We start from the raw sequence: 26,933 nt of genomic DNA on the forward strand, positions 1-26,933 counted from the left end.
TAAACTTCACGGGCACAGCGTATCCTTCAACTTGCTTGGCTTTTACACATTTCAATGTTTTTCTTTAACTGGCTCGTCAGAAAGACAATGCCAAAAACTGATTTTTCACCACACTTTTAGGTCATAATATTTTCCATTCCATGTGAATCTTAGTTCTTTTTTCCTACAGGAAAAGATGGTATATTAGTAAAGCGTAACTATGGAAAGGAGGAGCCGTCGATGGATTTGAACCGTCCGGAGAATCCGCACAACCGCAAGTTTCTTTTCAGCGTGGACATCATGATCGAAGAACGATCCAACGGCCGAGCTCTGGAAGCTTTACTGCATCTGTTGAATTCACAGCCGATTGAAGATTACAGCATTAAGCAGGGCATTGTCTTAGGCGAAAAAATCGATACCGCGCTGCAAGAGGCAATCAGGAAGCAGGGCCAGGCGAAGGCAGCCCCAATCGCGCCACCGCTGGCAAACCGCCAGACAGCCGGGACCGGCTCCGCTGACAAAGACGGCAGCAAGCCGAGAAAAGCGGCCGTGACGGAAACGAACCCTTATCTGGAAATATGGGATAAGCTGCAATCGTTCCAACAGAACAACACGCTCATTCGATTGACCGTCGTGAAAGGAAAAGGCATCCGGCTGAGCATTCCATGCCGCATTATTAGCACGGATCCGGCCAGCGACAATGTGACCGTCTATCACGTAGATGAGAAAAAAGTGTATCTGCTTAAAATGAACGAAATCGACGATTTCGAAGCCTGATAGGAAGCCCGAGCCCGCATATATGGCTCTGGGCTCTTTTATTTTTTATGCAAAAAAATAACCGGCCGGCGGCCGGTCGGAAATGTAATGTGCGCTCGATTATTTCGCTTTCTGCCATGCCGCCAGCGCAAGCGACAGCCAGCCGAACAGAAAGGCCACGCCGCCGATCGGCGTGATCGCACCGAGTGCTTTGACGCCCGTAACGCTAAGAATATATAAGCTGCCCGAAAAAACGATAATGCCGACCGCCATCGCCCATCCGGCTCTCCGCAAATGCCCGCTTGACGGCAGCACCGAAGATGCCAGTCCGATGGCGATCAGACCGAGCGAATGCATCATTTGGTACTGCACGCCAGTCTGATAGTTGGCGAGCATGTCCGGCGTCAGGCTGGCCTTGAGCGCATGCGCGCCAAACGCGCCCAGGGCGACCGACAAAAATCCGAAGATGCTGCCGAGCCCGATAAACGTTCTGTTCATTTCCTTTGTCCCCTCCGACCTCTATCATGCTTTCGAAACGCGATCAACGATTCGAAAGCATCGAGCTTCAATGCATGTCTTTCTTATCATAAAGGATTTGGGCATCGAAAACAAAATCATGCCGTTCCCCTACGCTCACGCCAGACCTACGCGCCAAAAAATGTTCTTCGACCGTGAAAGGGCAAGCCAGTAGCAAAATGATAGCGCCTGTCATACTATGCATCAACCACGTTGCAACGGCTGCATCAAGTCCGCTGATGTTCGTTGTCAACCACGTTGCAACGGTTACATCGAGCCGCCGATGTCGTTGTCAACCACGTTGCAACGGCTGCATCGCGTCCGCCGATGGCCGTTGCCTACACAGCCCGTAGGAGTTGAGCCTCGTGAGCAAAGCGAAAAAACCGCCCAAGAAAGGTACCCCTCCCTCCATCATTGATAAAAACCAGTTCAACATGAAGGTTGTCACTTCCGATGTATGCGAGAAATGCCGGAAATGCAGCCGAGGCTTGCGTTATTTGGAAAAAATGTCTCGACCGGGCGCGATCGGCTGCGGTGTTCCGTGCATTTTGACCAAAGGCAAAGCTTATAAATGAACCGGGCTTCGCACAGCAAAGCCGCATGCTCATTCGCATGCGGCCGTTCTCGTTTGTTTATGGCGCCAGCGTATAGCTTCGCCCTTCGGATACTTCAAATTCCAGCACGCCATCCGCATAGACGGCGGCAACCGCCGTCCCGTCTTCGGTGACGCGCAGCTCCTGCGGCGCGCGCACCCGGCATACGCCGGCTCGCTTGGCTTGCAGTACCGCGTGGTCCAGCCGCCCGCCGGTCCAGCGAATGTCGACGCCGTAACCGCCACGTGCGCGCAGCCCCGTCACCTCGCCGTCGGGCCAAGCCTGCGGCAGCGCCGGCAGCAGTGCGATCTCCCCGCCGTGCGACTGCAGCAGCATCTCCGCGATCCCCGCCGTGCCGCCGAAGTTGCCGTCGATTTGAAACGGCGGATGGGCATCGAACAAGTTCGGATACGTCGACTTGGCGAGCAGCGCCTTCACGTTCTCGTAGGCGATATCCCCTTCCCCGAGCCGCGACCAGAAGTTAATGATCCAGGCACGGCTCCAGCCGGTATGTCCGCCGCCGTGCGCAAGCCTGCGCTCGAGCGTCCGTCTGGCCGCCTGCGCCAGCTCCGGCGTGCGCTGCGGATGAATCCGTTCGCCCGGATGCAGGGCGAACAGCTGCGAGATATGACGGTGGCCCGGCTCCGCTTCGTCGTAATCTTCAAGCCACTCCATGATTTGTCCGTGCTTGCCGATCCGGATCGGCGGGAGCTTGGCCATCGCCGCCTGCAGTTGTTCCCGGAACGGTTCGTCCGTCTGTAGAACGGAAGCCGCCGACAAACAGGCTTCAAACAAGGTATGCACGATCTGAGTATCCATAGCCGGAGCCATACACAAATTGCCGCGCGTGCCGTCCGGCAATACAAATTTATTTTCCGGCGAAATCGAAGGCCCGGTAAGCAGACGTCCCTGCCCATCCTCAATCATATACTCAAGCAGGAACTGCGCCGCTTCCTTCATCACCGGGTACGCTCTGTCCGCAAGGAACGATGCGTCCAGCCCGAAGCGGTAATGCTCCCACAGATGCAGCGACAACCAGGCGGCTCCGAGCGGCCAGATCGACGCGCTGACCAGAATGCCCTCGATGTGGGTGTCTCCCCACAAATTCGTATTATGATGCGCAGCGAAGCCGCCGCAGCCGTATACCGTTCTTGCCGTTTCCCGGCCGCTCGGGCGCATGCGCTCGATCAGATCGAACAGCGGCTCATGGCATTCTTCCAGATGGCATACTTCCGCCGGCCAATAGTTCATTTCCGTGTTGATGTTGATCGTAAATTTGGATTCCCACGACGGCGTGTAGCTGTCGTTCCAAATGCCCTGCAGCGTAGCTGCGAGCGTCCCCGGGCGCGAGCAGGACAGCAGCAGGTACCGCCCGAACTGAAAGTACAGCTCGACCAGTCCCGGATCCTCGTTCCCCTCCTGCATCGCCTCGAGCCGCTCATCCGTCGGCCGATCATCCTGCTCTCGCGCAGCTAGCAACGAAGCCGCCGGTCCTAATCGGAAGCTGACCCGGTCGAAGTACCGCGCATAGTCGGCCACATGCTCGCGCTTCAACTGCTCGTAGGGCTTCAGCGCCGCCGCTTCCACCTGAGCGAGGCTGGCCTGCTCCGGATCGGCATGGCGGAACGTCGTATTCGCCGCGACCAGCAGCGTGACCCGGTCGGCGTTCTCCACGGAGATAAAGTCGCCGATCATCCGCACGGCCCCGCCTTCGGCAATCGCCTTCACCGCCGCTGCGAACCGCACGCCATCCTTGCCGCATTCCCCATCCATCACGATCGTATCGTTCCCGGCCCGATGCGTTCCCGAGTCGAACGGCCTGCGCATCAGATGCGCCCCGAACGTCAGCCCGCCGGGCCGATCGCTCGTCAGACGCACCACGAGCACCTGATCCGCCGCACTGCTGAAATATTCGCGCTCATAGCGGGCGCCGTCCAGCACATAGCTGACCCGGGCCGTCGCCGTACTCAGATCGAGCTCGCGATCATAATGCTCCGGCGTCCGGTCATGGCCGGGCAAATAAAACAATAAATCGCCGAGCGGCTGGTACGGGTGCAAATATTTGGGCGCGGACATCAGCGCCATACGGGCCAGATGCTCCGCCTCCCGCTGCTTTCCTTCCATCAAGAGACGGCGAACTTCCGGCAAATGCCGCAGCGCATCCGAGCCGTTCGCTTTTTTCGGCCCGCCATACCATACTGTATCTTCATTTAATTGTATTTTCTCCTGGCTTACCGTACCGAAAATCATGCCGCCCAGCCGGCCGTTGCCGATCGGCAGCGCCTCGGGCCACCGTTTCGCCGCATCCCGGTACCACAGCTTGTACTCGCGCCGCTGCATTCGGACCCATCCCTTCTCCTGTAACATCGACTTCATTGTACCGTAAGCCTGTCCCCGGAAGAATGGATTTTATTAAGCTTCATTTGGACAAAAGTAAGCTTCTCACGCTTCGCTCTGCTCGTTAATCTGGAACGTTAAGGTGAACGTGGTGCGATCGTCCGCGGAAATAAACGAGATGCCGCCGTTATTTTTTTGCATGATCGTTTTGCAGATCGCCAGCCCCAGGCCGGTGCCCTCCACCTTGTCGGTGACGAACGGCTCGAACAGCGTCAGCTGGATTTCCGGCGCGATGGCAGGCCCGTTGTTGGAAAACTCGATGACATACGCATCGTTTCGCATATAGCCGCGAATCCCCATCTCTTTGTCGTGCTTGATCCGGGACAGCGCATCCAGACCGTTATTGATCACATTGGAGATGACCTGCTGCACGGCTACTTTCTGAATCGTCAGCAGCTCTCCTTCCAGCAGCTCGACCGTTAAATTTACGTTTTCGTTCAAAAACCGCGGATTGAGCAGCGAGACGACCGAATCGAGCAGCTGTCTGGGCGTCACATGAACGAACGGCTCCTCGATGACCCTTTTTTTCGAAAAGCTGAGCAAGCCGGTAATTTGCATATGAATATTTTCAAATTCGTTTTCCACCACGTTCAAATAGCGGTAAATTTTCGAATCGTCCTCATGCGTCATGCTTTCCCGAATCAGCTTCAGAAATCCTTTGATGGACGTTAACGGATTTCGGATTTCATGCGCCATGCTCGCCGCCATTTTGCCGATCAGATTGAGACGATCGTCGTGAAGCTGCGTGATGGCCCGCTCCTGCTCGGTCATTCTCGCGTTGGTCAGCTCCAGGAAAATGTGGCAGACTGTCTCCTCGTACAGCTGCATCCGAGACTCCAGCTCGTTGAGCAGGAGCAGCGTGGAGACGGGGTCCAGCTCACGGTTCTGAGCCAGCACTTCATTCATCGCGTTGCGCCAATAATGATGGCTTCGCAAAATGTGATGGAGCGGTATGTTGTGTTCGACCAGCCGTTTGGCCCATTCCGGAGCTTTGGACAAAATCTCGTGCTGTTCCTTCGGAATATGGAGGCTGATGAGGTATTCGAAGTAACGCTCGGTCTCCAGAAGCACCGATGCTCCTTCGTAATAGCCGGGGTAAGCCTTCCGAATCTTCGCATGCCAACGTTCGATCACCGCGCCCTTGTGTTCCCGCAAATAAGCAAGCTCCTTGTCAACCCTTGTCATCATACCCTCCATTTGCGCGTCATATATAGTTAAACAATACGACAAAACAAATGGAATTTCCTGTCGATCCAGCGTTAATATTGAAAGAAATACGGCCGAAGCGAACGGTTCGCCGAATGCTGAACATGCGGCGGCTCGCCGGCGTAGGCCGTTCGATGTGCCGCGCCGTCAAATCAACCTATCAATACGCGCCCCGGATCCGGTGATGTATTTCTTCCGCGTACAACGACTCCAGCCGGCCCCGCTCCTCCGCCGAAAACGACGGCACGGCCAGTGCGCCGAGATTGTCCTCCACCTGAGCCGTGTTCCGGAACCCCGGGATGACGCACGTTATGTTCGGGTTGTCCAATATCCAGCGAAGCGCGGCCCGCGTCATATTGCCCCGGCCGCCGGCGATCCAATCCAGCTTGCGGCTGAGCTGCACCCCCGTCTCGAACGGCAGTCCGGCGAACGTTTCGCCCACATTGAAGCTGTCGCCGTTGCGGTTGAAGCTGCGATGGTCGCCCGGATCGAAGGTGCTGCGCTCGGTGAACTTGCCGGTCAACAGACCGCTCGCCAGCGGCAGCCGGACGAGAATGCCGACGCCCTGCGCGTGCGCCCGCGGGAACAGCTCCTGCTGCGGCTTTTGGCGGAAAATGTTATAGATGACCTGCAGCGCCTTGACATTCGGGTATGTCAAACAGAGCAGCCCTTCCTCCACGGTCTCGACGCTGACGCCGTATTCGCGGATTTTCCCCTCCTGCCGCAGCTTGTCCAGTACTTCGAACACGGAGCCGTCGCACAATATATCGATCGGCGGGCAATGAATCTGATACAGGTCGATACGCTCCCGCTCCAGCCGTTTCAAGCTCGCTTCGCAAAACGCGCGCACCGATGCCTCCGAATAAACGGCAGGATCGTGAATGTCGGCGGAACGGCAAAACTTCGTCGCGATATGAATCCGGTCTTCCTTTCCCTTGGTCGCCTGCGCGAGCAGCCGCTCGCTGCGACCGTTTCCGTAGACGTCGGCGGTATCGAAGAAGTTAACCCCTTCCTCCATCGCGCGCTCCAAGCCTTGAAGCGACTCCTCGTCGTTCACGCTGCCCCACGAGCCGCCGATCGCCCATGTGCCGAAGCTGATCTCGCTTACGTTCAATTCGGTATTGCCCAGCTGCCTGTATTTCATCGCCGTCTGCCTCCCTTAGAATAGTGATTTCAGTTCATCCCCGAAGCGATAATACGTCTCGACCAGCCGATCTTCCAGCCGGTCCTTTTCCACATCGACCGGATGACCTTCCCGCCCGAACCAGCGAAGCATCATATCGAGCCCTTCCGCTAGTGTGATGCCATTGCGGAACGACGGGATATCGCGCTTGATCTTCGCATTGTCGAACAAGCCGCTGTACTGCTTCTCATAATACAGGTGTCCGAACAGCGCCGGGTTCGCTTCATGCAGCAGCTGCGAGCTGATATGAACCAGCTGCGGCTCGCGGCCGATCCGCTTGCCGATTTCCAGGTACAGGTCCTCCCATATATGCAAATCTTCATTGGTCGCGTGATACGATTGTCCGTACGTCCGTTCATTCCCTGCGGCGCCTGCAAAAGCGCTGGCTGTATCCGGTGCGAACGTGAAACTCCACGGAGCGGTGCCGTCGCCGAACACCACGAGCGGCTTGTCTGCCTCAATCCGGTGCACAATGTTGACATTTTGCCGGAGAACGCCCATATTCGCCCCGCCGATACCGAACGTCAGCGAAGGCCGGATGATCGTCACCGGAATTTCGCCGCCTTCGATTACCGTATGCAGATAGCGCTCCATCTCCGCTTTGTGGTACGCATACGGGAACGCAGGATCGTCCACGAGCGCCTCCGCTTCCTCCCGCGCCGGAATGCTCCGGAACGGCCGTCTGTACGCCGCCGTGCTCGAGCAAAAAATAAGCTGACCCGCGCGATCCTTGAACGTTTGCACGGTCAGTGCGGCATCGGCCGCGTTAAAGGAGATCATGTCGATCACCACGTCAAAGCGATGCGGCCGCACCAGCGCTTGGAACGTGTCCGCATCGTTCTTATCGCCGATCAGCCACTCAACGTCTTCCCGAAACAGCTCCTTCCGCGTTCCGCGATTAAACAGCACCGGAGAATGGCCTGCGGCGAGCAGTTGTTCTACAATGCACCGGCTAATGACGCCCGTTCCTCCCAGAATCAATACTTTCATGTTCAGCACCCGCTTTGCAAAGTAATTGGATTCCCTCTGCTTCTACAGTACATCCCGCCGAACGACATGGCAAGGGAAGGCGTGCGCCCATGCCCGCGTTTACGGCAAGAAGTTAATAGCTGCACATTGCCTGTACCTGCGGAACCGTGTTATTTTATCCATATGACGTCAAAGGAGGCACGCTCATGCGCTACGGAATACTGGCACATAATCTTGGCAAGACGACATGCGACGAACTTGTCCGCCGTGTAAGCTCATACGGCTTTGAATTCGTACAGCTCGCGCTGGCGAAAGCGCTTTCCGATATGGATACCAGCCTGGGACGGTTAAGTCCGGGACTCGCCAATCATGTCGCCGACACGTTCGCTCGGCAAGGCGTACGGATCTCGGTGCTCGGCTGCTACATCAATCCGATCCATCCGAATATGGAAGAGCGAAGATACGGCATCGAACGCTTCAAGGAGCATTTGCGCTACGCCAGAGATTTCGGCGCCAGCGTCGTCGCCACGGAAACCGGAACGATCCAGACCTATATGGAAGCGCATCCGGAACGCAGCACAGAGGAGTTGTGGAACCAGCTTCGCGGCGTTGTGGAGGAGCTGGCGGAGGAAGCGGAGAAATGGGGCGTCACCCTCGGGATCGAGCCTTCGGGCACCGAAGTGATCCACACGGCGGACTTGATGCACCGCATGCTGGAAGAAGTGCCGTCCACGAGCATCGGCGTCGTCATCGACCCGTGCCACTTGCTTCACGCCCATAACATCGAACGCCAGCACGAGGTGCTGCAGCATGCGTTCCGGCAGCTCGGGCACCGGATCGTACTTGCGCATGTGAAAGATATGGACTTCACCCCGGAGGGCAAAAAGACATACGTCCGCATGGGTACCGGCTGCGTCGACTATCCATTCTTCATGCAGCTGCTTCGGCAGTACAAGCCTTACTCGAACGTATCCTTCGAAGGCGGTATCGAGCTGGAGCATATTCCAGCCTCTATCGCGCATCTGAAATCTTGCTTGTAAAATGAAACGAAGCCCCTCTCCTTAGTGCCGTCATTGACAGACTTGGGACGGGGCTTTCGTTATTTTTTCCATCTCGATGCATCGTAGGCTTGCTGATACAAGGCGAGCACGCGGTCCAAGCCCAGCTTGTCGAGCGCGCTCAAATAGTGGGGCCATTCGCTCTCGATCTCGATCGCCCCGGTCACCGCCTTGGCGAAAAATTCGGTGCGGTAGTCGGTTATCGCCTTTTCGATATGGGTCAGCTCCTCCGCCTGCTCGCTCGTGAAAAATAACGGCGGAACCGATTTCGACGGATCCATGCGATACGGCTCGTACTTGTGCTGCGTCTCGTTGTACAGCATAATTTCGAGTGGATATTTCGGATCGGCATACTGGCTCAGCCGATAGGCGTTGGTGCGTAAGCTCGGGCCGTACTGCGCCCAGTGCACGTTTTGCAGCTTGCCGAAGGTGACGAGCTGCTTCCACTTCGCCTGCCGGCCGTCCAGCCCTAGCTCTCCCGGAGACGCCTTGTCCCACTCCAGCCCCGGCCGGCCAATCGTGCTTCGCATCGTCGCCTCTTCGCTCAGCAAAAAATCGCCGAGCCGGAACGCGGCTGCCGGATTGCGGGCGTTATTCGTAACGACATAAGTGCCGTACGCCATCGCGTACGGGTTGTAAGCCGTCGAACGCACCCCTTCCGTCCCGCGGAGCGGCGGCAGCGCCACATATTGCTTCATTCGCGGGGAATCAGGCTCCAGGAAGACGGTCGGGTTCTGCGCGGGAACGGCTCCGAGCACTTCAAACCCCGGACTCGTCCCGAGCTGCTTGAGCTGATTGCGGTCCTGCGTGAACGATTGGGCCGCGATCAAGCCCACCTCGTACAGCCGGTTCAAATAATGGAGCCCTTCCTTCCATTCCGGCTGGCTGTACGCCACCTGAATTCGGCCGTCGCGAATATATTTCAGGCTGTTGTCCTTCTCAATGAACGCTCCCATAATAAAATGCTCGAAGCTGGCGGAAGGGCCGTTGATCGCGCCCGCCAGCGGAATCTCGTCGGCTTTGCCGTTGCCGTTCGGATCGCGCTTCTTGAATGCCTTCAGCGTCTCGTAAAATTGCTCCGTCGTTACCGGCATCGGCAGGCCCAGCTCATCGAGCCAAGCCTGATTGATCCACATCTTCTGGCCGTAGGCGCAGTGGTAGCATTCGTTGATCTGCGGCAGCGCATAGACGTTGCCGTCCGGCAGCGTCATCAGCTCTTGGGCGTACGGCACCTGCGCGTACATCTTCTTCGTCTCCACGCCATACTTCTCGATATAATCGTTCAACGGCACAAAGACGCCGTCCTTCCCGTAAATCGACTGCTTATTCGGAGAAATGCCCATATTGAGCAGCACATCGGGATAATCGCCGCTGGCTAGCGTAACGTTCAGCTTCTCCTGATACGTCTGTTCCGGGGCGACCTCCCATTCGATCTGAATGTTCGTCTTCTCCTCCAGCCACTTCGTAAACTCGTTCGTCGCGAAGTTTTCCACGTTGCCCGAGCCTCTGACCATCACCCGAAGCATCGTTTTTTGTCTGGTAATCGGGAGGACGCCCGCTTCGGTCACTTGCGCGTCCCGGTCCGCGTCGGCCGTGCCGTTCCCCGGCTTCGCTCCGTTGCAGGCTCCCAAGAGCAGCAGCGCAGCCGCAGCCGCTGGCCAGAAGAACGGCGATTTCCCGCGTTTGCCCACCATCCGTCCCCCTCTTCCTTCGATAGTGTTGTTTCGTTATCCCTACAGGTTTGATTGCGCCTCTATAATCGAAGCATATCTCTTAAGCCTGGGCGCGTGCATTGCGCCGTTTTAACCCGGCATGACTTTTTTTGTTGCTGCGGCGGGCATTTGCATCGTAATCCGGGTGCCGCGGCCTTCCTTGCTGTCCACGCGCAGTCCGTACCGCTCGCCGAACACCATTTGAATCCGGTTATGCACGTTTCCGAGGCCGATGCTGCCGTCCGGCGATCGATCCGCCGAGCATCGCAAGCTTTCGCGCAGCGCGTTCAGGCGATGGGCGGAAATGCCCGCACCGTTGTCCTCGACTGCCAAATAAAAGTCTTCCGCATCGCACCAAGCGTCTATGACGATCGTATGATGCCCCTCGATGCCGTCGGGAAACGCATGCTTGAATATGTTCTCCACGAGCGGCTGCAGCGTCAGGCGCACCATCGATTTAAGCAGCAGCTCCGGCGGAATGCGGACGTCGATTTCAAATTCACGGCCGATGCGGAACTTCATGATCGCGATAAAATGCATCATATGCTTCAGCTCGTTGGCTACCGTAATTTCCTCCAGATCGGTGCGTATGGAATAGCGCAGCATATACGAAAGCGAGCGGACAATTTCCTTAATCTCGCTCGACTTTTGAATGACGGCATAGCAAATAATGATTTCCAGCGTGTTGTACAAAAAATGCGGGTTAATCTGCAACTGCAGCGATTGAAACTCCGCCAGCTGGCGCCGAAGCTGATGTTCCTGATTGCGGAGCTCGGTCTCGTACACGCGGTCTACGAGCGCCTCCAACCGCTCCACCATCGTATTGTAGCTGGAGATCAGCCGGTCCATCTCGTCATGGCTGCCGGTCAGCGGCACCTTCGTCCACTGCCCGATCTCCGTCTGGCGCATGCCATGCTCCAGCCGGCGAACCGGCCTCACAATCGACTGGCCGAAACGGTAAGCAAGATATAGAGCAATGAGCAGCGTCCCGAGACCTACGTACATTGTCGTCTGCCGCAGGGCAGCAACCGGCTCCCGCTGCTCGCTAAGCGACATGCTGGCCACCAGATTCCACCCGGAGTAATCGGAATGGCGGCTGAAGAAGATCCGGTCCGGCTCGTCCGGGAGCTCGAATACGCGGTTCGCATTGCTCTTGACCGCCTCGAACTGCCGTCCGGCAAGCTGCTTTCCGATCCGCTTGCTATCGGGGTGATATATGATTTTACCGCGGTCGCCGACGATGAAGAAGTACCCGGTCTCCCCCAGACGGATGCCTTTCCACAGCGTCTTCAGTTCATTGATGCGCATCTCGAAGCCCATGACGCCCTTGAACACCCGCGAGGTTTGGCGATCGGACACTTTGCGCGCCAGCGTCAAATGACCGTCGAGAAAGCCGGAATCCTGAATCGTCAGTCCTCCGTCGTCCCGCGTGTCCTCCTTCAACTGGTCGATGTATTGTTCGAATGCCTTGTAATTGAACGGAGTGACCTGCTCGTTGAAGTCCATCGCCCGAAAGCCGTTGTAGCCGGTCAAATACACCATGGTAATCTCCGGGTTATTGATCAGCACCGTCTGGAACAACTGCTGCTTCATCATGTTTTCGGCGATAACGAATTCGCTGACCTTCGATTTATCCGGCTTCGCAAGAAGCGCGTCCTTCACCAGCGGCGAGGTCAAGATCGACAGCGTCGCGCGCTCGTACCCCTTCAAATACAAATCGGTCTGATGCACCGCATTATCGACGATTTGCGCCAGCAGCGCCTGGTATTGATTGTCCAGCTCCTTGGACGAGCGCCAATACCCGGTGACGCCGATCGTGACCGAGGTCAGCGCAATGACGACCGCGAAGTAAAAATAAATGCGCCGCGCCATCGTTCGTTTCATCATTTGATGCCGAGCATGCTGCGGTATTCGGTGGGCGAACAACCGGCCGTTTTTTTGAAGATGCGGGAAAAGTGCGGGTAGCTGTCATAGCCGACCTCCGACACGATGTCGATGATCTTGTAGTGCGGAATCGACAGCAGCCGCTTCGCTTCATCCATCCTTTTGCGCAGCCGGTACTGCACGAACGTCTCGCCCGACATCTTCTTGAAATAATGGCTGAAGTACGTCGGCGTCAGGCCGAGCCGAGCCGCGACCGTCTCCAGCGTCAGATCCTCGCATAAATGCCGGTCGATAAACTCCAGCGCCGCTTCGAAGACATGAACCTGACCGCCGCCCCGGTATGCCGACAGCTGCCGCAGCCAATGATGGATTTGCGCGGAGAACGCGTGAAACGCGCCCGCTTCAGCGGCATCCGCCCCGACTTGACCGGAAGCGATTTCAAAGCTGTAAATGCCGCGGGCATTGAGCTTTTTGGCGAGCAGCTCCAGCCCGTCGGCCGCCATCCGCAGCGGAGGCGCAATCCCCCCGCCGCCCGGTTCGAAAAATTCGCGCCGGCCTTCATCCAGCTCGGCTTCCAGCCGGTCCTCCTGCGCCAGCCACAGCGCTTCCTCGACCCGCTCCATCCATGCCTCGAACCGCGACAGCGAAAAAGGGCGGCCGCTGCCTTTGATCACGATTTGATCCAGTACAGGATACAATTCGCTCTCGGTGACAGGCTTCAGCAAATATTGTTTCACGCCGTATGACATGCATTGCTGGGCGTAATGGAAATCGCCGTAACCGGACAACACGATCACCTGCGTATCCAGACGATGCTCGCGAATGTGCCGGCACAGCTCGATGCCATCCATACGCGGCATGCGAATATCGGTCATGACCAGATCCGGCGGTTCGGCAAGTATCGCGGCAAGCGCGGAGCGGCCGTCCGAATACGTATGCACTTCCTCAAACCGGTCATATTCTTTCACGATTTGCTGCAAGCCCAAACAAATCATCGGCTCATCGTCCACGATATAAATACGGCTCATCCTGGCTCCCCCTCAAGGCAGTCTCTCGTCCCATATTCCCAATGTAACCGCCCGGCTCGGGGAACGAACATGTACCATCCTCACTTGTTTTTGTCTAAAATTCACCTGAGGGCGCGGCGGAACGGATTCATGAAGCTGGGGACCAATCAGGCCTCCCCCGGGGAGCTGCTTACGATTTCGTCGCAGGACCGGCGGTTGTCAGCTCCTTCCGCTTGCCCCACGGCTTGAATACCGACACAGCAAACAGGATCACCAGCGACATCAGCTGAAGGACAATGCCGATCCCAAGCTGCGCTTCGTTCACCATAAATTCCGTATGGCGCAGCGCATCCATGCCTTCCGTGGATACGACCGTCACGCCCTTGAGCGTCCATACGTAAAATCCGACCGTGCCGATTCCGATCGCCAGCACAGTTAAGGCTTCCTTCAGCATAATCCAGTAATAGCGGAACAATCCCCAGTGCGTTCCGACGGACAGCGCGATGCCGGTCACGGTCGTTCCGATGGTCGACGCCCTCATGCTCGTTCTCGATAATAGGTGCATGACGGTATAGCAGGAACGCAGCACTTCGTGGCTTGTCGTATTCATCGCGGTGATGCTCAGGATGAGAACGACCACCGTACTGCCGAGCATTATCGAAGCAAATAGGATGTGAAGCAGCAGCATCCCCTTTTTGGCGGACACCGTTAGGCGGGCCATGGCCACCCCTCCATTTTCGTTTATTTAGTCTTATCGTATCCCCGATGCCTAAACCGGCGCTAAACGAAGTATAAAAAAAGTATAAAATCCGTCCCGTGCCTCCACGCCGAATGAAACTGCGTTAAGCCCCGTCCATGGCAAAAAGGCGCCGGCTTACAGATTGAATCTGTAGCCGACGCCCCATATCGTTTCGATGTATTGCGGTTTGGCGGGAATCGGTTCGATCTTTTCCCGCAGCTTGCTGATATGGACGGTCACGGTGGCCAGGTCGCCCATCGAATCGAGCCCCCAGATGCTCTCGAACAGCTGCTCCTTCGTGAATACCCTGTTCGGATGCGCGACCAAATGCAGCAGCAGGTCGTATTCCCGCGTCGTGAATGCTACCTCCCGATCGTCGATCAATACTTTGCGTGACCGTTTGTCGATCCGGATGCCTTTGATCCTGATCACTTCTTTGGGCGATGCGGCCTCCGCCTCCGCGCCTTGCGACACGAGTCTGTCATAGCGGGCCAAATGCGCTTTGACCCGGGCGACCAGCTCGCCGATACTGAACGGCTTGACGATGTAATCGTCGGCTCCCAGACCGAGTCCGCGGATTTTGTCCACTTCTTCTTTTCTGGCCGAAACCATTAAGATCGGAACGTTCTTTTGGCTCCGCACCTGCTTGCAAATGTCGTATCCGTCCGTTTCCGGCAGCATCAGATCCAGCAAAATCAACTGATACGGCTCGTTCAGCGCCTTATGCAGGCCGGTTGCTCCGCTGGATGCGACGTCTACCTCGAAGCCGCTCGCCTCCAAATAATCCTTTTGCACATCCGCGATCACTTCATCGTCCTCAATGATCAATATTTTCGTCACCGTTTCTCACCTGCCGCTTTCCCGATTTGGTCAACGTAAAGAAAATGTCCGTTCCTTCGCCTGGCCTGCTGTCCGCCCACGTTGTACCGCCGTGCTCCTCCACGATCTGCCTGACGATTGCCAGCCCAAGCCCGCTGCCCCCTGTATGACGGCTCCGCGAAGGATCAGCGCGATAAAAACGGTCGAAAATATGCGGCAAAGCGTCGCTCGCAATGCCTCGTCCGTTGTCGGAAATCCGCACCATCACATCGCTGTCCCGTTCCGTCAGCTCCACCCGGATATCGACGGGCTGCTTGCCGGCGTAATGGATGCTGTTACTCACGATATTCGTTACGACTCTGGATAGCTGATCGCGGTCCGCCATGACGGACACAGGGCCGCGGGCATTGCTGCGATACGAGAACCGCACCCCTTGGTTGTGCGGCTCTCCGCTCAGCTCCGTTACCTTGTCCCGTAAATAGGCATCCAGCTCCAGCGGTTCGTAATGAAACGACAGCTTCTTCAAATCGAGCTTGGAGAACAAAAACAGCTCGTCGATCAGACGGTTCAGATCGGTTATTTTTTTGTGAATGCTGTCGAGATATTTCATCCGCTTCTCCGGCGTATCGGCGATGCCGTCCCGCAGCCCGTCGACGCATGCGTGAATCGCGGTGATCGGCGTTTTCAAATCATGCGTAATATTCGCGAGCAGCTCTTTGCGGTTGGTCTCGTACTGCAGCTGCGTATGGATCGATTGCCGCAAGCGCTGCCGCATCTCTTCGAAGGCGTCGCTCAGCTCGCCGATCTCGTCCTTTCGCCCCGGCGCCAGCTTATGCTCCAGATCGCCTTCGCGGATGTGCTCGGCCGCTTTTTTCAACGTCTTCAACGGCCGTACAATGCTGCGCGACAGCACATAAGTGAGCAATCCGTTCGTCAGACCGATCACGAGCAGCAGCGTCACGAACAACAGCGGGAAAAAAATACGAAAAAAGCGCAGCGTCGGCCCGACATCGCCGAAAAAATAAATCGTCCCTTGCGTCCGGCTGTCGAAGGCAAAGGGATGCTTTTGGACTGCAAACTGCTTGCCGCCCAGCTCCTGCCTTGCCTGAAACCGCTGCTCCCCGGCTGTCGCATTGCCACGGACGAACGCTTCAACAGGACCGCGTTCACCTAGAATCGGAGAAACGTAGACCAGCTCCCCGTTTCGGACCACCGCGATCCCCGCATTACGCTCCTGCAGTTTAGGCTCGGTCTGCCGTAAAAAATCGGCGTCGGTGATCATCTCCGGCTTCGCATCGGCCATGAAGGCGAGTCCGGCGAACAGCTCGTTGTTACGGGCGAACGCCTCCGCCGGGAACAGCCTCTGGTCCGGTCCTTCCCCGGTCATACTCTGCATGACGGCGGTTATAAGCAGCATTGCCGTGAGCACAAAGACGACGACGGGAATAATAATCATGGCGATATGCGACAACAGCAGCTTTTTGCGGATCGACACGGCCGTCCATCTCCTTCAACGTTTTCGATAACCTTATCATACTACAACAGGATGCCCATCAGGAAAACGTCACCGGAAAAGGGGGGAGGCACCCGGGCGGATCGATCCGGCCAGCAGTCGGCAAGCAAGCCTGCACCGATACGTTGACCGATGCAGGCTTGTAGGCGTAATACGATTGCGGTTCCGACGAATGCAGGTTGCTTCGAAGGAACCGTTCCATCGCGCATCCATGTCCGCCGGCAGGCAACGGGAGCGCGCACGCCTCATCCTGCATGCCCGCAGTAGTCCGGTATAACAAACAACCTTCGAACCGTTCGCATACCGCGAACGATCCGAAGGTTGGTGCCAGCCGCGCGAGCTGGACGTCCCCGCATGCCGGTTTTACGGGCGAATGTAACCGGATTTAATCAGCATCCGCTCCATGATCGCCGCCGTTTCCGCTCTTGTGATCGGCCGCCCGGGACTCCATCCCTGCTCGTCGCCGCCGATCAAACCTGCGCCAGCCGCAGCTGCGGCGGCGCTTACCGCCCAACTGCTTATATCCTCATATCCGGGAGTTTGCGAGAGACTGCCTTCGCTCAGACCGGCTCTCGTGTTCAATCCGACAAGCTTCATCGCCCTTGCGATGATCGTCCACGCTTCTTCCCGCGTGATCGTCTTCTCCGGACGGAATGTGCCGTCGGCATAGCCTGCGATCAGGCCGTAGGCATAAGCTTCGCTAACCGCGCCGTAAAACCAGTCCGTTCGTTCCACATCGCCGAACGCTGCGGTGCTGCCGTTCTCCGGCAGTCCGAGCGCCCTGACGGCGAGCGCCGCGAACTCCGCGCGGGTGATGGCGGAATCCGGATGGAAGCGGCCGCCTGCGCCGCCCTGCACGATCAAGCGCGATGCCAGCCCGGTGATGGACGGCTGCGCCCAGTGACCTTCAATATCTGTCAATGAAGGCCGATGCGATACTAACGCATACGTGCTGTTGGTCAAACTGCGGATCACTGCCGTCCGTCTCCCGTCCAGCTCCGTTTCGTAAGTCGGGACATGACGGACTGTTCCTTCCTCGTTCATTACGACGGCCGTTGCGATCATCCCCGGCTCGGCTTCGTCCGGTATCACGATGGAGCGTTCCACGAATGAATCGAACGTGTCCACGGTCAGCGGCGTTCCGTTCCATGCGGCGGTAACGGTAAAGTCGACCGGCGGCGCAACGAGATGAATGGAATGATTGTCCGGGTGATTTTGCATACGCGTAATTTTGTATTCCGGACCGGCCGCGATCGTTATGCGCACCTGCAACGAAGTCGGCTCGCCGCCGGCGCCGTTCATGGCCGCCAAACGTTCCATCGATATTTCGCTTGCCGGCAGCCTGTAAGCGCCCTTCGCCGTTTGCAGCTCCAGCACGGCCTGCTTGCTCGCCAACCGCTTCACGATTTCTCCGTCCAGCTCGACGGTGACGTCATCCGCATCCGAAGGCACGACAATCGTCACGATTGCCTGCTGCTCTGTCCGTTCGATGATTTCCCGCATAGCCGGCTCGAACGCCACGGTAACCGTGGATCGCCCTCCAACATCGCCATGAACGGTTTTCACGACTCCCTCGTACTGCTGCCCGTTAATGGACATCCGCGCTGCGTTCGGATCCACAGGCTTAACAGGCGTCTCCCTGTCCCCGCCGTAAGAAGGCTCCGAGTCATCCGCCAACGAAGTATCATCTACAGGCTCAGCCGCTTTGACCACGGTTACCGTATAGGCTCCATTCGTGCTGCCATCCTGTGCAGTGACGCTGATCGTGATGGTATTCACACCGTCCGCCAGCGGGATCGGCGGCGACGCTTCGCCGCTTCGGACCGGCTGCCCGTTCACTGTCACAGCGGCGTTCGCATCCGCCGTCCACGCCGTGACGGTTACTGAGGCGACCCGATGCGATACGAACGCCTCGTAGCCTGTTATGCCGGCGTCAAACGATGGCGACAGTTCGCCATCCAATCCGCTAAGCTGCAGGCGGCTCAGCCGCGCATCGCGGCTGAGCGCCAAAATATTGGCGATCGTCACGCCGCTTGTATTTTCATTCCCGGCGATGTCTTTAACGTATACGGTATACGTCCCGTTTTCCCGAACCGTAAAACGGCCATTATTCAATTCGCTGCCGTTGCCTGCGAAATAGCTGGCCGGCAAAGTGCCGTTAGCCCATTTGAGCACGGCAATGGCATTGCGCTCTCCGTATGCGGCTGCCGTGACCGTAACCGTCACCTCGCCGTACGTCGCTTCCAGCGGGTCGGCATGCAGCAAAATCGCCGGCGGTATGCCGTAAATAAAACGAATGTCCGCCGTTTGATTTATCCGAATCCGATCCGCCACGTCTTCCGCCGCATAGGTTACTTGCTCCGCAGCGATATTCGTTACATGAAACGCCGCTTGGCCGTTCGCATTCGTCGTGTCATACACCGACGCGATGACCGAGCTGCCGCCCGCCGCCGTTAGGCGGACCTGCCTGCCGGGCAGCGGATGTCCGTAGACGTCCTTCAACGTGACCGTGATCCGCGATGGCGTCGTTCCATCCGCCGGAACAGTGTAAGACGAGGCCGTTACGGCGGAATGCACTGTGCTTACCTCTCCCGTAACAAAGGTAACCGATACCGCCTCGTTCAGCGTCATCCGATCCGTTACGTCCTCCGCCGTATACATCACTTTTTCCGCTTCGGCGTTCGTTACATGAAACGCCGCTTGGCCGTCCGCGTTCGTCGTATCGTAAACCGCCGCGATCACCGAGCTGCCGCCGCTCGCCTTCAAGCGAACTTGTCTGCCAAGCAGCGGATTGTCGTAGGCGTCTTTCAGCGTGACTGTGATCCGCGACGGCGTGACCCCGTCGGCCGGTACGGCGTACGTCGATGCCGTCACCGTGGAGTTCGGAAGGCTGACGCCTCCGGCGATGAACGAGATTGTTGCCGTTTGCGCTAACGTGATTTGATCCGTGACATTCTCGGCGGTGATCGTCACGCTCTCCGCCGCCGTATTCGTTACCTTGAACGCCGCATGACCGTCCGCATTCGTCGTATCGTAGACTGCCGCAACGACTGCACGGGCGCCTGCAGATACGGTTAACCGAACCTGCTTGCCGGACAACGGATTATCGTGCGCGTTGCGCAGCGTCACCGTAACGAGCGAAGCTTCGGTCCCCCCGGCAGGGACCGCTGCAGGCGAAGCGACGATCCCGGAGCGTGATGCGTCCGCGATGTGCAACGCCTGAATCGCCGTCTCCGCTTCCGTCAGGCGCGTCACGTTCACGACCAGCGCTTGCTGCACGCTGCTCAGCGCGTTGTACTGCTGACGCGCCGACGTCACCGCCGCTTCGTCGGCCAGCGTCACCGCGGTCTTCGCGGGCAGCGCCGCGATCATGTCCTGCACCGTCTTCGCCGCGTGCAGGTCCACGAGCGCCGCTTCCGCTTCCGTTAGGCGCGCCACGTTCGGCACCAGCGCCTGCTGCGCGGCGCTCAGCGCGTTGTACTGCTGACGCACCGACGTCACCGCCGCTTCGTCGGCCAGCGTCACCGCGGACTTCGCGGGCAGCGCCGCGATCATGTCCTGCACCGTCTTCGCCGCGTGCAGGTCCACGAGCGCCGATTCGGCTTCCGTCAGGCGCATCACGTTCGGCACCAGCGCCTGCTGCGCACTGCTCAGCGCGTTATACTGCTGACGCGCGGACGTCACCGCCGCTTCGTCGGCTAGTGTCACGGAAGCCTTCGCAGGCAGCGCCGCGACCAAGTCCTGCACCGTCTTCGCCGCGTGCAGGTCCATCAGCGCTGCTTCCGCTTCCGTCAGCCGCGTCACGTTCGGCACCAGCGCTTGCTGCGCGGCGCTCAGCGCGTTATACTGCTGACGCGCCGACGTCACCGCCGCTTCGTCGGCTAGCGTCACCGCGGTCTTCGTAGGCAGCGTCGCGATCATGTCCTGCACCGTCTTCGCCGCGTGCAGGTCCACGAGCGCCGATTCGGCTTCCGTCAAGCGCGTCAAGTTCGGCACCAGCGCTTGCTGCGCACCGCTCAGCGCGTTGTACTGCTGGCGCGTCGACGTCACCGCCGCTTCGTCGGCCAGCGTCACCGCGGCCTTCGCGGGCAGCGCCGCGATCATGTCCTGCACCGTCTTCGCTGCGTGCAAGTCCGCCAGCGCTGCTTCCGCTTCCGTCAAGCGCGTCACGTTCGTGACCAGCGCTTGCTGCGCGCCACTCAGTGCGTTGTACTGCTGACGCGCCGACGTTACCGCCGCTTCGTCGGCCAGCGTCACCGCGGCCTTCGCGGGCAGCGCCGCGATCATATCCTGCACCGTCTTCGCCGCGTGCAGGTCTACGAGCGCCGCTTCCGCTTCCGTCAGGCGTGCAACGTTCGGCACCAGCGCTTGCTGCGCACCGCTCAGCGCGTTGTACTGCTGGCGCGCCGACGTCACCGCTGCTTCGTCGGCTAGCGTCACGGCAGCCCTCGCGGGCAGCGCCGCGACCAAGTCCTGCACCGTCTTCGCCGCATGCAGGTCTACGAGCGCCGCTTCCGCTTCCGCCAGGCGCGTCACGTTCGGCACCAGCGCTTGCTGCGCGGCGCTCAGCGCGTTGTACTGCTGGCGCGCCGACGTCACCGCTGCTTCGTCGGCCAGCGTCACCGCGGCCTTTGCGGGCAGCGCCGCAATCGCATCCTGCACCGTCTTCGCCGCGTGCAGGTCCGCCAGCGCTGCTTCCGCCTCCGTCAGGCGCGTCACGTTCGGCACCAGCGCCTGCTGCGCAGAGCTCAGCGCGTTGTACTGCTGACGCGCCGACATCACCGCCGCTTCGTCGGCCAGCGTCACCGCGGCCTTCGCGGGCAGCGCCGCAATCGCATCCTGCACCGTCTTCGCCGCGTGCAGGTCCACGAGCGCTGCCTCCGCTTCCGTCAGGCGCGTCACGTTCGTAACCTGCGCGCGCCGAACTGCACTCAGCCCGTCGTACTGCTGACGCGCATACATTACCGCGGCGGCGTCGGACAATGTTACCGACGCCTTATCCGGCAGCGCTGCAATCAGCGCGATAACCGTGTTAATTGCCGTTTGATCTGCCGTCGTATCGATGACAATCGCGTGGCCTGCGCTTAAAGAACCTGCGTTTCCCGGGCTCGGCAATCCGAGAAACGCCTGATTATTGAGACTGTCTTTGATCGCACCCCCATTCAATTCGAGCGCAGCGGCGCTGTCGTAATCCAATAGGGCCGATTGATCGTTCAAAGCTACTGTGTTTTGAAACAGCAGCGTATTCGTGCCTGAGCCGCCGGTATAGTAGGCATAACGGCCGGTATTCAGCTTTAAGCTGGGCGTTCCCGTCACCGTGACCGGTTTGTTCCACTGCACCAGAACAGGAATGCTCGCTCCCAGCGCATAGGCGGCATCCGGCAGCGAGGTTGTAACCCCGGTAACGTACGGTTCATCCGTCTTGATCACAATATTGCGATTCGCCAGCGAAAGTCCCGTTGCCGTGTCCGGCAGCAGCAAATTGATGTCATCACCTTCCGAGTCTTGAATCGTCCCGCCCTGTAACAATAATGCCCCCGTTCCCAGATAATTCAATTTGGCCGATGTATCGCCTTCCTGCACAGTATACAGAAAGGTTAACGTATCAGTGCCGTTCCCCCCGGCATATGCAGCCCTGCCTCCGCTGTTAAGCTCAATAGCAGGCGTTCCCGTTACCGACACGGTATCGTTAAACGTCACTTCAATTGAAATGGCTGCGCCTTGGCGGTACTTCCCGTCAGGCACGTCCGCGGAAACCGACGCCGCCATTTTTCGGAACACAGGATAAGTGGAACTCATTTTCCAAATCGACTGGAAATCCCAGCCGGCATACGAGCTCTGCGTCTTCATCGCCGCATCAGTAAGCCCCTGGCTGCTATCCGTTACGGTGTAAAACAACCCGATACCCTTGGAGGTGCCGGTAGACGATGTGTTCCAGTAGGCGTCGGTAACATAGGCATTCAGCACGTTACCGAGCAGCCCCCCGGCATTCCCGCCTCCCGTTTTATAACTGATGCCCCCCGTCGCGTAAACATGATCAATATGAATATTGTTGCTTGTTGATTGCGTATAGCCGACAATCCCGCCGGTATTGCTCGTCGCGGATACGGTTGCCCTAGAATAAGCGTTTCGAATGGTCCCGCCATTCTGAATCTGTCCCACAATGCCTCCGACTCGGCGACCCAATGTATCGATACTGCCTGTCACGTAAACATTCTCTACTGTTCCGTTATTGTTCAACGTACCGATCACAGCCCCCATAGCTCCGGCCGACGTACTGTTACCCGTCAAATTGACATTTTCGAAGCCTACATTTCTTACGACTGCACCTAAACTGCTGCTGGCAATAAATCCGCTGGGCTCCGTAGACGTTACGATGGTCATATTGCGAATCGCATATCCCCGGCCATCCAGCGTGCCGCTAAATGTAGGGATCGGCGACCAAGGTATGCCGGTCAAGTCGATATCTTGTCCCAGCACATAGTAAGAGCCGGATGAGCTCTTGATTTCGTTCAGCTGCGCAGGGGTCGTAATGATATATGGATTCAGCTTCGTTCCCGCCCCGCTGCCGGAAAAAGCGAAGCTAGCTTTCGGAAACATCATGCATGCCGCAATAACGAACAGCACCATCGGTACCCATACCGCCGATTTTATTTTCCCCAATTCCCAAGCACATCCTTTTATTCAAATTGACAACGGCGGCGGCTTCCGTTCCCCGCATCGGTTCCTCTTCCCCCAAAAACGATTTGCCACTCTATATTGTAAAGGGAGCAAGCCTGTGAACATATTCCCCATTTGGGGGATGCACATAGAAAAACAAGCGATAAAAACCATTGAAAAGCGGAACACTCGCTAGTTTTCAGAATTTTCCGCACAAATTAGGCTCCTGTTCCCCTCACATATCCTCCCGCTGCTTGAATATATTTAGTAACAAGCATTTTTTGCCGCTTGCAACCTCTTTCGTATGTCACCTCAGTCGCGGCCTCCATCTACCTTGGCGATGCAGGCTATCGACGTTACTTTCATCCGAAGTCGATTTTACGGAAGACCGAACTCTCAGGAGGTGTCCCGCATGACCGAACCTTTATTTACCGTTTCCCGTGAGGACTGGTCCTTGCATCGTAAAGGGTATCAGGACCAGACCCGCCATCAGGAAAAAGTCCGCGAGGCGATCAAGCAAAACCTCCCGGATCTCGTAGCAGACGAAAGCATCATTATGTCCGACGGCAAGCAGATCGTTAAAGTGCCGATCCGCAGCCTGGACGAATACCGTTTCCGTTACAATTACAACAAGAGCAAACATGTAGGCCAAGGCGACGGTGACAGTCAGGTGGGCGACGTGCTCGGCGTAGACCCGCAGCCGGCAAGCGGCGCTGGCAAAGGGGAAGGGGCAGGAGACCGCGCGGGAGAAGATTATTACGACGCGGAAGTGGAGATGGAGCAGCTTCAGACGATGCTGTTCGAGGAGCTCGAGCTGCCAAACCTGCAGCAGAAAGAAAAGCAAAACGTGATGACCAAAGACATCATCTTCAATGATGTGCGCAAGAAGGGCATCATGTCCAATATCGATAAAAAACGGACCATTCTCGAAAACCTGCGGCGCAACTCGCGCGACGGCCAGCCGGGGATTCACGGCATCAGTCCGGACGATCTTCGATTCCGCACATGGGAAGATATCGTCACTCCCCACTCCAACGCGCTCATTTTGGCGATGATGGATACGTCGGGCTCCATGGGCTCGTTTGAAAAATATATCGCCAGAAGCTTTTTCTTCTGGATGACGCGGTTTCTGCGCACGAAGTACGAGCATGTGGAAATTATTTTTATCGCCCACCATACGGAAGCGAAGGAAGTGACCGAAGAGGAGTTTTTCACCAAAGGCGAGAGCGGCGGCACCATATGCTCCTCGGCCTACCAGTTGGCCGTCGACCTGATCGACCGCAAATACCCGCCGTCGCGCTACAACATTTATCCGTTCCACTTCTCGGATGGAGATAATTTGACCTCGGACAACGAGCGGTGCGTGAAGCTGATCGGCGAGCTGGTCAAGCGCAGCAATTTGTTCGGCTACGGCGAAGTGAATCAGTACAACCGCAGCAGCACGCTTATGTCCAGCTACCGCAACATTCATGATCCGAAATTCGTGCATTACGTCATTCGCGAAAAAGGCGAAGTGTACAAAGCGCTCAAAACGTTTTTCCCGAAAAGCGCCGAAGGGAGTGCCGCACGATGAACCATGCGGATTATATGAAGCAGCTCGAGTATTCCATCACGGAAATTACCGAAATCGCCACAGGCTTCGGGCTGGACTTTTATCCGATGCGCTACGAAATCTGTCCGGCGGATATCATCTACACGTTCGGCGCGTACGGAATGCCTACGCGCTTCAGCCATTGGAGCTTCGGCAAATCGTTTCACAAAATGAAAATGCAGTATGATTTCGGACTGAGCAAAATATATGAGCTGGTCATTAATTCCGATCCGTGCTACGCCTTCCTGCTGGACGGCAACTCGCTCATTCAGAACAAACTGATCGTGGCGCACGTGCTCGCGCACTGCGATTTTTTCAAAAACAACGTCCGTTTCTCGAAAACGAACCGCAACATGGTCGAGAGCATGTCCGCCACGGCGGAGCGCATCCGGCAGTATGAAATCCAGTACGGCATGGATGAGGTCGAAAAGTTCATTGACGCCGTGCTCGCCATTCAAGAGCATGTCGACCCGCTCATCTCCAAGCCGTATCACCGGCAGCGCGAAGAGCGCGACGCGTCCGCGGCCCCGTTCAAGGAAACGAAGGAACGACGATTCGGCTATGAGGATTTGTGGGATCTGGACGACCGGGGCAAGAAGCCTTCCGACAAGGCGGAGCAGCCTCCGAAGTTCCCTTCCGTCCGACAGAAGGACGTCATGCTGTTCATCGAGGAACATGGCCATTACTTGACCGATTGGCAGCGTGACATCATGACGATGCTGCGGGACGAGATGCTCTACTTCTGGCCGCAGATCGAAACGAAAATCATGAACGAAGGCTGGGCTTCGTATTGGCATCAGCGCATCCTGCGCGAGCTGGACCTGACCGACGACGAGACGATCGAATACGCCAAGCTGAACTCCTCTGTCGTCGTGCCGTCGCGGCACAGCCTGAATCCGTACTATCTTGGGCTCAAAATATTCGAGGATATCGAAAAGCGATGGGATCAACCAACCCAGGAGGAGCGCGAACGATTCGGCCGCCAAGGCGGCGAAGGACGCAAAAAAATATTCGAAGTGCGCGAATACGACTCCGACCTCTCCTTCATCCGCAACTACATGACGAAAAAGCTGTGTGACGAGCTCGATTTATACATTTTCGAGAAAAAAGGGCCGGAGTGGAAAATTACCGACAAATCATGGGAGCACATCCGCGATCAGCTCGTCTACTCCCGCGTGAACGGCGGCTTCCCGTACATTGTCGTCGATAACGGCGACTTCGAAAGAAACGGGGAGCTGTACCTCAAGCACATGTACGAAGGCATGGAGCTGGATCTCAAATATGTGGAGCGCACCATTCCGTACATCCAGCAGCTGTGGGGCAAGACGGTCCATCTGGAATCGGTCATTGAGGCGAAGCCCGTGCTGTTCTCGTACGACGGGAAGAAGCATAACCGCAAGTTTCTGTAGCAAGCAAAGCCGCGGCGTAACGAAGGTTACGGTCGCGGCTTATTCTTTGTCCACGGCATTGACCCGCAGCCTTTTTATTTCGCGGGGCTGTGTTGTTCAAGCAGGCAGGAAGATTATGGCCTCGTTGTCGCTGAACTAAATTGACCCAATACTGTTGGGATTGCCTGTCCGAGAGTTGCTGAATATAATGACCGTATCACAGATAAGAAAATAGATGCTTGCCAAACTCAACATGGTCATGTATCAAACTATGAGTTAACGAAACTTCATCTATAATACGCGAACAAAAGGAATACTTGTGTTAACTGACCAACTAGGAACTACCGAGGAGGAATAGTTGGGTATAAGCTGACGGGGATAGCCATGAGGATCGGTCCTCCCCATTGTTCAATTATTCCGCACAATCGAAAAACCAAGAAAATCAAGAATCATATCGGGGTGTGTTCGATTGTAAATGCGGTAAATAACAACGTATTTATTGGTTCTGGTGAATTATTAGCAAATCTCAGAGCAACAATGGAGTTTATTAACATCCGTTTCGAAGGAACACCAATGAAGATTTAGATTAGATTTTTTGCAAAAATGTGAAGACTACTGGATGACAAATACGATAGCTACAGACAAGAATTTCGGTTATAACATCTATATAAACTCCTCGCTTTCACATAAATAAATCGAAGCTACGATCGTTAATACAACACATGAAAAAGCGAAATTTTTAGCTGATGCAATGTTGAAAAACTCGAATTTGTAATTTACCTCACGGATGACAATTCAGCATGCACAAAAATTGGGAGTGTAAATTATTTTGTGTAAATGGTTTTTTACCAAAGTTAACTCAGGAAGGCTTTACATGGAGGGGCGGGCATGATAGGCTTAATTGCCTTGGCGATACGAGTTTACGAGTTATCGCCTGATCGCAAGGAATCATGCCCGTAGAGG

Annotated in this window: 17 protein-coding genes; 5 read left to right on the plus strand and 12 right to left on the minus strand. The window is 56.8% G+C overall.

From position 1 onward, the window contains the following. The first annotated feature begins 219 nt into the window (after positions 1-219). Positions 220-756 (plus strand): hypothetical protein, encoded by a 537-nt coding sequence (locus tag KXG62_RS31405; protein ID WP_218095959.1) that lies wholly within the window; start codon positions 220-222, stop codon positions 754-756. 99 nt (positions 757-855) lie between these two features. On the opposite strand, the gene KXG62_RS31410 is transcribed toward KXG62_RS31405, so the two are convergent. Next, positions 856-1,233, minus strand: coding sequence for a DUF423 domain-containing protein (locus KXG62_RS31410; RefSeq protein WP_218095960.1), 378 nt, complete (start codon positions 1,231-1,233; stop codon positions 856-858). A gap of 383 nt (positions 1,234-1,616) precedes the next feature. Between KXG62_RS31410 and KXG62_RS31415 the strand changes: the two genes are divergently transcribed. Then, the gene (locus KXG62_RS31415) at positions 1,617-1,826 is read left to right on the plus strand and encodes a hypothetical protein (RefSeq protein WP_246627730.1); all 210 of its coding nucleotides are present in this window, start codon (positions 1,617-1,619) and stop codon (positions 1,824-1,826) included. Between the two features lie 57 nt (positions 1,827-1,883). Here the strand turns inward: KXG62_RS31415 and KXG62_RS31420 are convergent, their stop codons facing one another. The 4 genes from KXG62_RS31420 to KXG62_RS31435 form a co-directional block, all read right to left on the minus strand. Next, positions 1,884-4,220 carry a glycoside hydrolase family 95 protein gene (locus tag KXG62_RS31420; RefSeq protein ID WP_246627731.1) on the minus strand — a complete coding sequence of 779 codons (2,337 nt, stop codon included), beginning with the start codon at positions 4,218-4,220 and terminating at the stop codon, positions 1,884-1,886. A 66-nt stretch (positions 4,221-4,286) separates the two neighbouring features. Next, positions 4,287-5,429, minus strand: a complete 1,143-nt coding sequence (locus KXG62_RS31425) for an ATP-binding protein (protein ID WP_246627732.1) — start codon at positions 5,427-5,429, stop codon at positions 4,287-4,289. Positions 5,430-5,607: 178 nt separating this feature from the next. After that, positions 5,608-6,591, minus strand: coding sequence for an aldo/keto reductase (locus KXG62_RS31430; protein ID WP_218095962.1), 984 nt, complete (start codon positions 6,589-6,591; stop codon positions 5,608-5,610). A gap of 15 nt (positions 6,592-6,606) precedes the next feature. Beyond that, positions 6,607-7,620 (minus strand): NAD-dependent epimerase/dehydratase family protein, encoded by a 1,014-nt coding sequence (locus KXG62_RS31435; protein WP_218095963.1) that lies wholly within the window; start codon positions 7,618-7,620, stop codon positions 6,607-6,609. A gap of 185 nt (positions 7,621-7,805) precedes the next feature. Here KXG62_RS31435 and KXG62_RS31440 point away from each other — a divergent pair, with 185 nt between their 5' ends. Continuing rightward, complete coding sequence (locus KXG62_RS31440) at positions 7,806-8,639, plus strand: sugar phosphate isomerase/epimerase family protein (RefSeq protein ID WP_218095964.1); 834 nt, start codon at positions 7,806-7,808, stop codon at positions 8,637-8,639. Positions 8,640-8,698: 59 nt separating this feature from the next. Here KXG62_RS31440 and KXG62_RS31445 read toward each other — a convergent pair whose 3' ends face one another. The 7 genes from KXG62_RS31445 to KXG62_RS31475 all read right to left on the minus strand — a co-directional run bounded on the left by KXG62_RS31445 (position 8,699) and on the right by KXG62_RS31475 (position 22,994). Beyond that, positions 8,699-10,351, minus strand: coding sequence for an extracellular solute-binding protein (locus KXG62_RS31445; protein ID WP_218095965.1), 1,653 nt, complete (start codon positions 10,349-10,351; stop codon positions 8,699-8,701). A gap of 108 nt (positions 10,352-10,459) precedes the next feature. Further along, positions 10,460-12,256 carry a cache domain-containing sensor histidine kinase gene (locus KXG62_RS31450; RefSeq protein ID WP_218095966.1) on the minus strand — a complete coding sequence of 599 codons (1,797 nt, stop codon included), beginning with the start codon at positions 12,254-12,256 and terminating at the stop codon, positions 10,460-10,462. Next, positions 12,253-13,281, minus strand: coding sequence for a response regulator (locus tag KXG62_RS31455; RefSeq protein ID WP_218095967.1), 1,029 nt, complete (start codon positions 13,279-13,281; stop codon positions 12,253-12,255). The genes KXG62_RS31450 and KXG62_RS31455 overlap by 4 nt, the downstream gene beginning before the upstream one ends. Before the next feature lie 169 nt (positions 13,282-13,450). Further along, positions 13,451-13,981 carry a hypothetical protein gene (locus KXG62_RS31460; protein WP_218095968.1) on the minus strand — a complete coding sequence of 177 codons (531 nt, stop codon included), beginning with the start codon at positions 13,979-13,981 and terminating at the stop codon, positions 13,451-13,453. Positions 13,982-14,134: 153 nt separating this feature from the next. Further along, positions 14,135-14,839, minus strand: coding sequence for a response regulator transcription factor (locus KXG62_RS31465; RefSeq protein WP_218095969.1), 705 nt, complete (start codon positions 14,837-14,839; stop codon positions 14,135-14,137). After that, on the minus strand, positions 14,817-16,313 hold the full coding sequence (locus KXG62_RS31470; protein ID WP_218095970.1) for a sensor histidine kinase: 1,497 nt from the start codon (positions 16,311-16,313) through the stop codon (positions 14,817-14,819). The genes KXG62_RS31465 and KXG62_RS31470 overlap by 23 nt, the downstream gene beginning before the upstream one ends. 381 nt (positions 16,314-16,694) lie before the next feature. Continuing rightward, positions 16,695-22,994, minus strand: a complete 6,300-nt coding sequence (locus KXG62_RS31475; RefSeq protein ID WP_218095971.1) for an Ig-like domain-containing protein — start codon at positions 22,992-22,994, stop codon at positions 16,695-16,697. Positions 22,995-23,403: 409 nt separating this feature from the next. Between KXG62_RS31475 and yhbH the strand changes: the two genes are divergently transcribed. Next, on the plus strand, positions 23,404-24,564 hold the full coding sequence (gene yhbH, locus KXG62_RS31480; protein WP_218095972.1) for a sporulation protein YhbH: 1,161 nt from the start codon (positions 23,404-23,406) through the stop codon (positions 24,562-24,564). Beyond that, on the plus strand, positions 24,561-25,991 hold the full coding sequence (locus KXG62_RS31485) for a SpoVR family protein (protein ID WP_218095973.1): 1,431 nt from the start codon (positions 24,561-24,563) through the stop codon (positions 25,989-25,991). Before yhbH ends, KXG62_RS31485 begins: the two co-directional genes overlap by 4 nt. Positions 25,992-26,933 lie beyond the last annotated feature (942 nt).

The organism is Paenibacillus solanacearum, assembly GCF_910593845.1.
In the GTDB taxonomy this organism is placed as follows: domain Bacteria; phylum Bacillota; class Bacilli; order Paenibacillales; family NBRC-103111; genus Paenibacillus_G; species Paenibacillus_G solanacearum.

What these genes read in the sequence shown, in the direction of transcription:
- KXG62_RS31425 (WP_246627732.1), bottom strand. Translation starts at nt 5,429, where the DNA reads ATGATGACAAGGGTTGACAAGGAGCTTGCTTATTTGCGGGAACACAAG.
- KXG62_RS31430 (WP_218095962.1), bottom strand. Translation starts at nt 6,591, where the DNA reads ATGAAATACAGGCAGCTGGGCAATACCGAATTGAACGTAAGCGAGATC.
- KXG62_RS31435 (WP_218095963.1), bottom strand. Translation starts at nt 7,620, where the DNA reads ATGAAAGTATTGATTCTGGGAGGAACGGGCGTCATTAGCCGGTGCATT.
- KXG62_RS31455 (WP_218095967.1), bottom strand. Translation starts at nt 13,281, where the DNA reads ATGAGCCGTATTTATATCGTGGACGATGAGCCGATGATTTGTTTGGGC.
- KXG62_RS31485 (WP_218095973.1), top strand. Translation starts at nt 24,561, where the DNA reads ATGAACCATGCGGATTATATGAAGCAGCTCGAGTATTCCATCACGGAA.
- KXG62_RS31450 (WP_218095966.1), bottom strand. Translation starts at nt 12,256, where the DNA reads ATGATGAAACGAACGATGGCGCGGCGCATTTATTTTTACTTCGCGGTC.
- KXG62_RS31420 (WP_246627731.1), bottom strand. Translation starts at nt 4,220, where the DNA reads ATGAAGTCGATGTTACAGGAGAAGGGATGGGTCCGAATGCAGCGGCGC.
- KXG62_RS31440 (WP_218095964.1), top strand. Translation starts at nt 7,806, where the DNA reads ATGCGCTACGGAATACTGGCACATAATCTTGGCAAGACGACATGCGAC.
- KXG62_RS31405 (WP_218095959.1), top strand. Translation starts at nt 220, where the DNA reads ATGGATTTGAACCGTCCGGAGAATCCGCACAACCGCAAGTTTCTTTTC.
- yhbH (WP_218095972.1), top strand. Translation starts at nt 23,404, where the DNA reads ATGACCGAACCTTTATTTACCGTTTCCCGTGAGGACTGGTCCTTGCAT.
- KXG62_RS31460 (WP_218095968.1), bottom strand. Translation starts at nt 13,981, where the DNA reads ATGGCCCGCCTAACGGTGTCCGCCAAAAAGGGGATGCTGCTGCTTCAC.
- KXG62_RS31410 (WP_218095960.1), bottom strand. Translation starts at nt 1,233, where the DNA reads ATGAACAGAACGTTTATCGGGCTCGGCAGCATCTTCGGATTTTTGTCG.
- KXG62_RS31445 (WP_218095965.1), bottom strand. Translation starts at nt 10,351, where the DNA reads ATGGTGGGCAAACGCGGGAAATCGCCGTTCTTCTGGCCAGCGGCTGCG.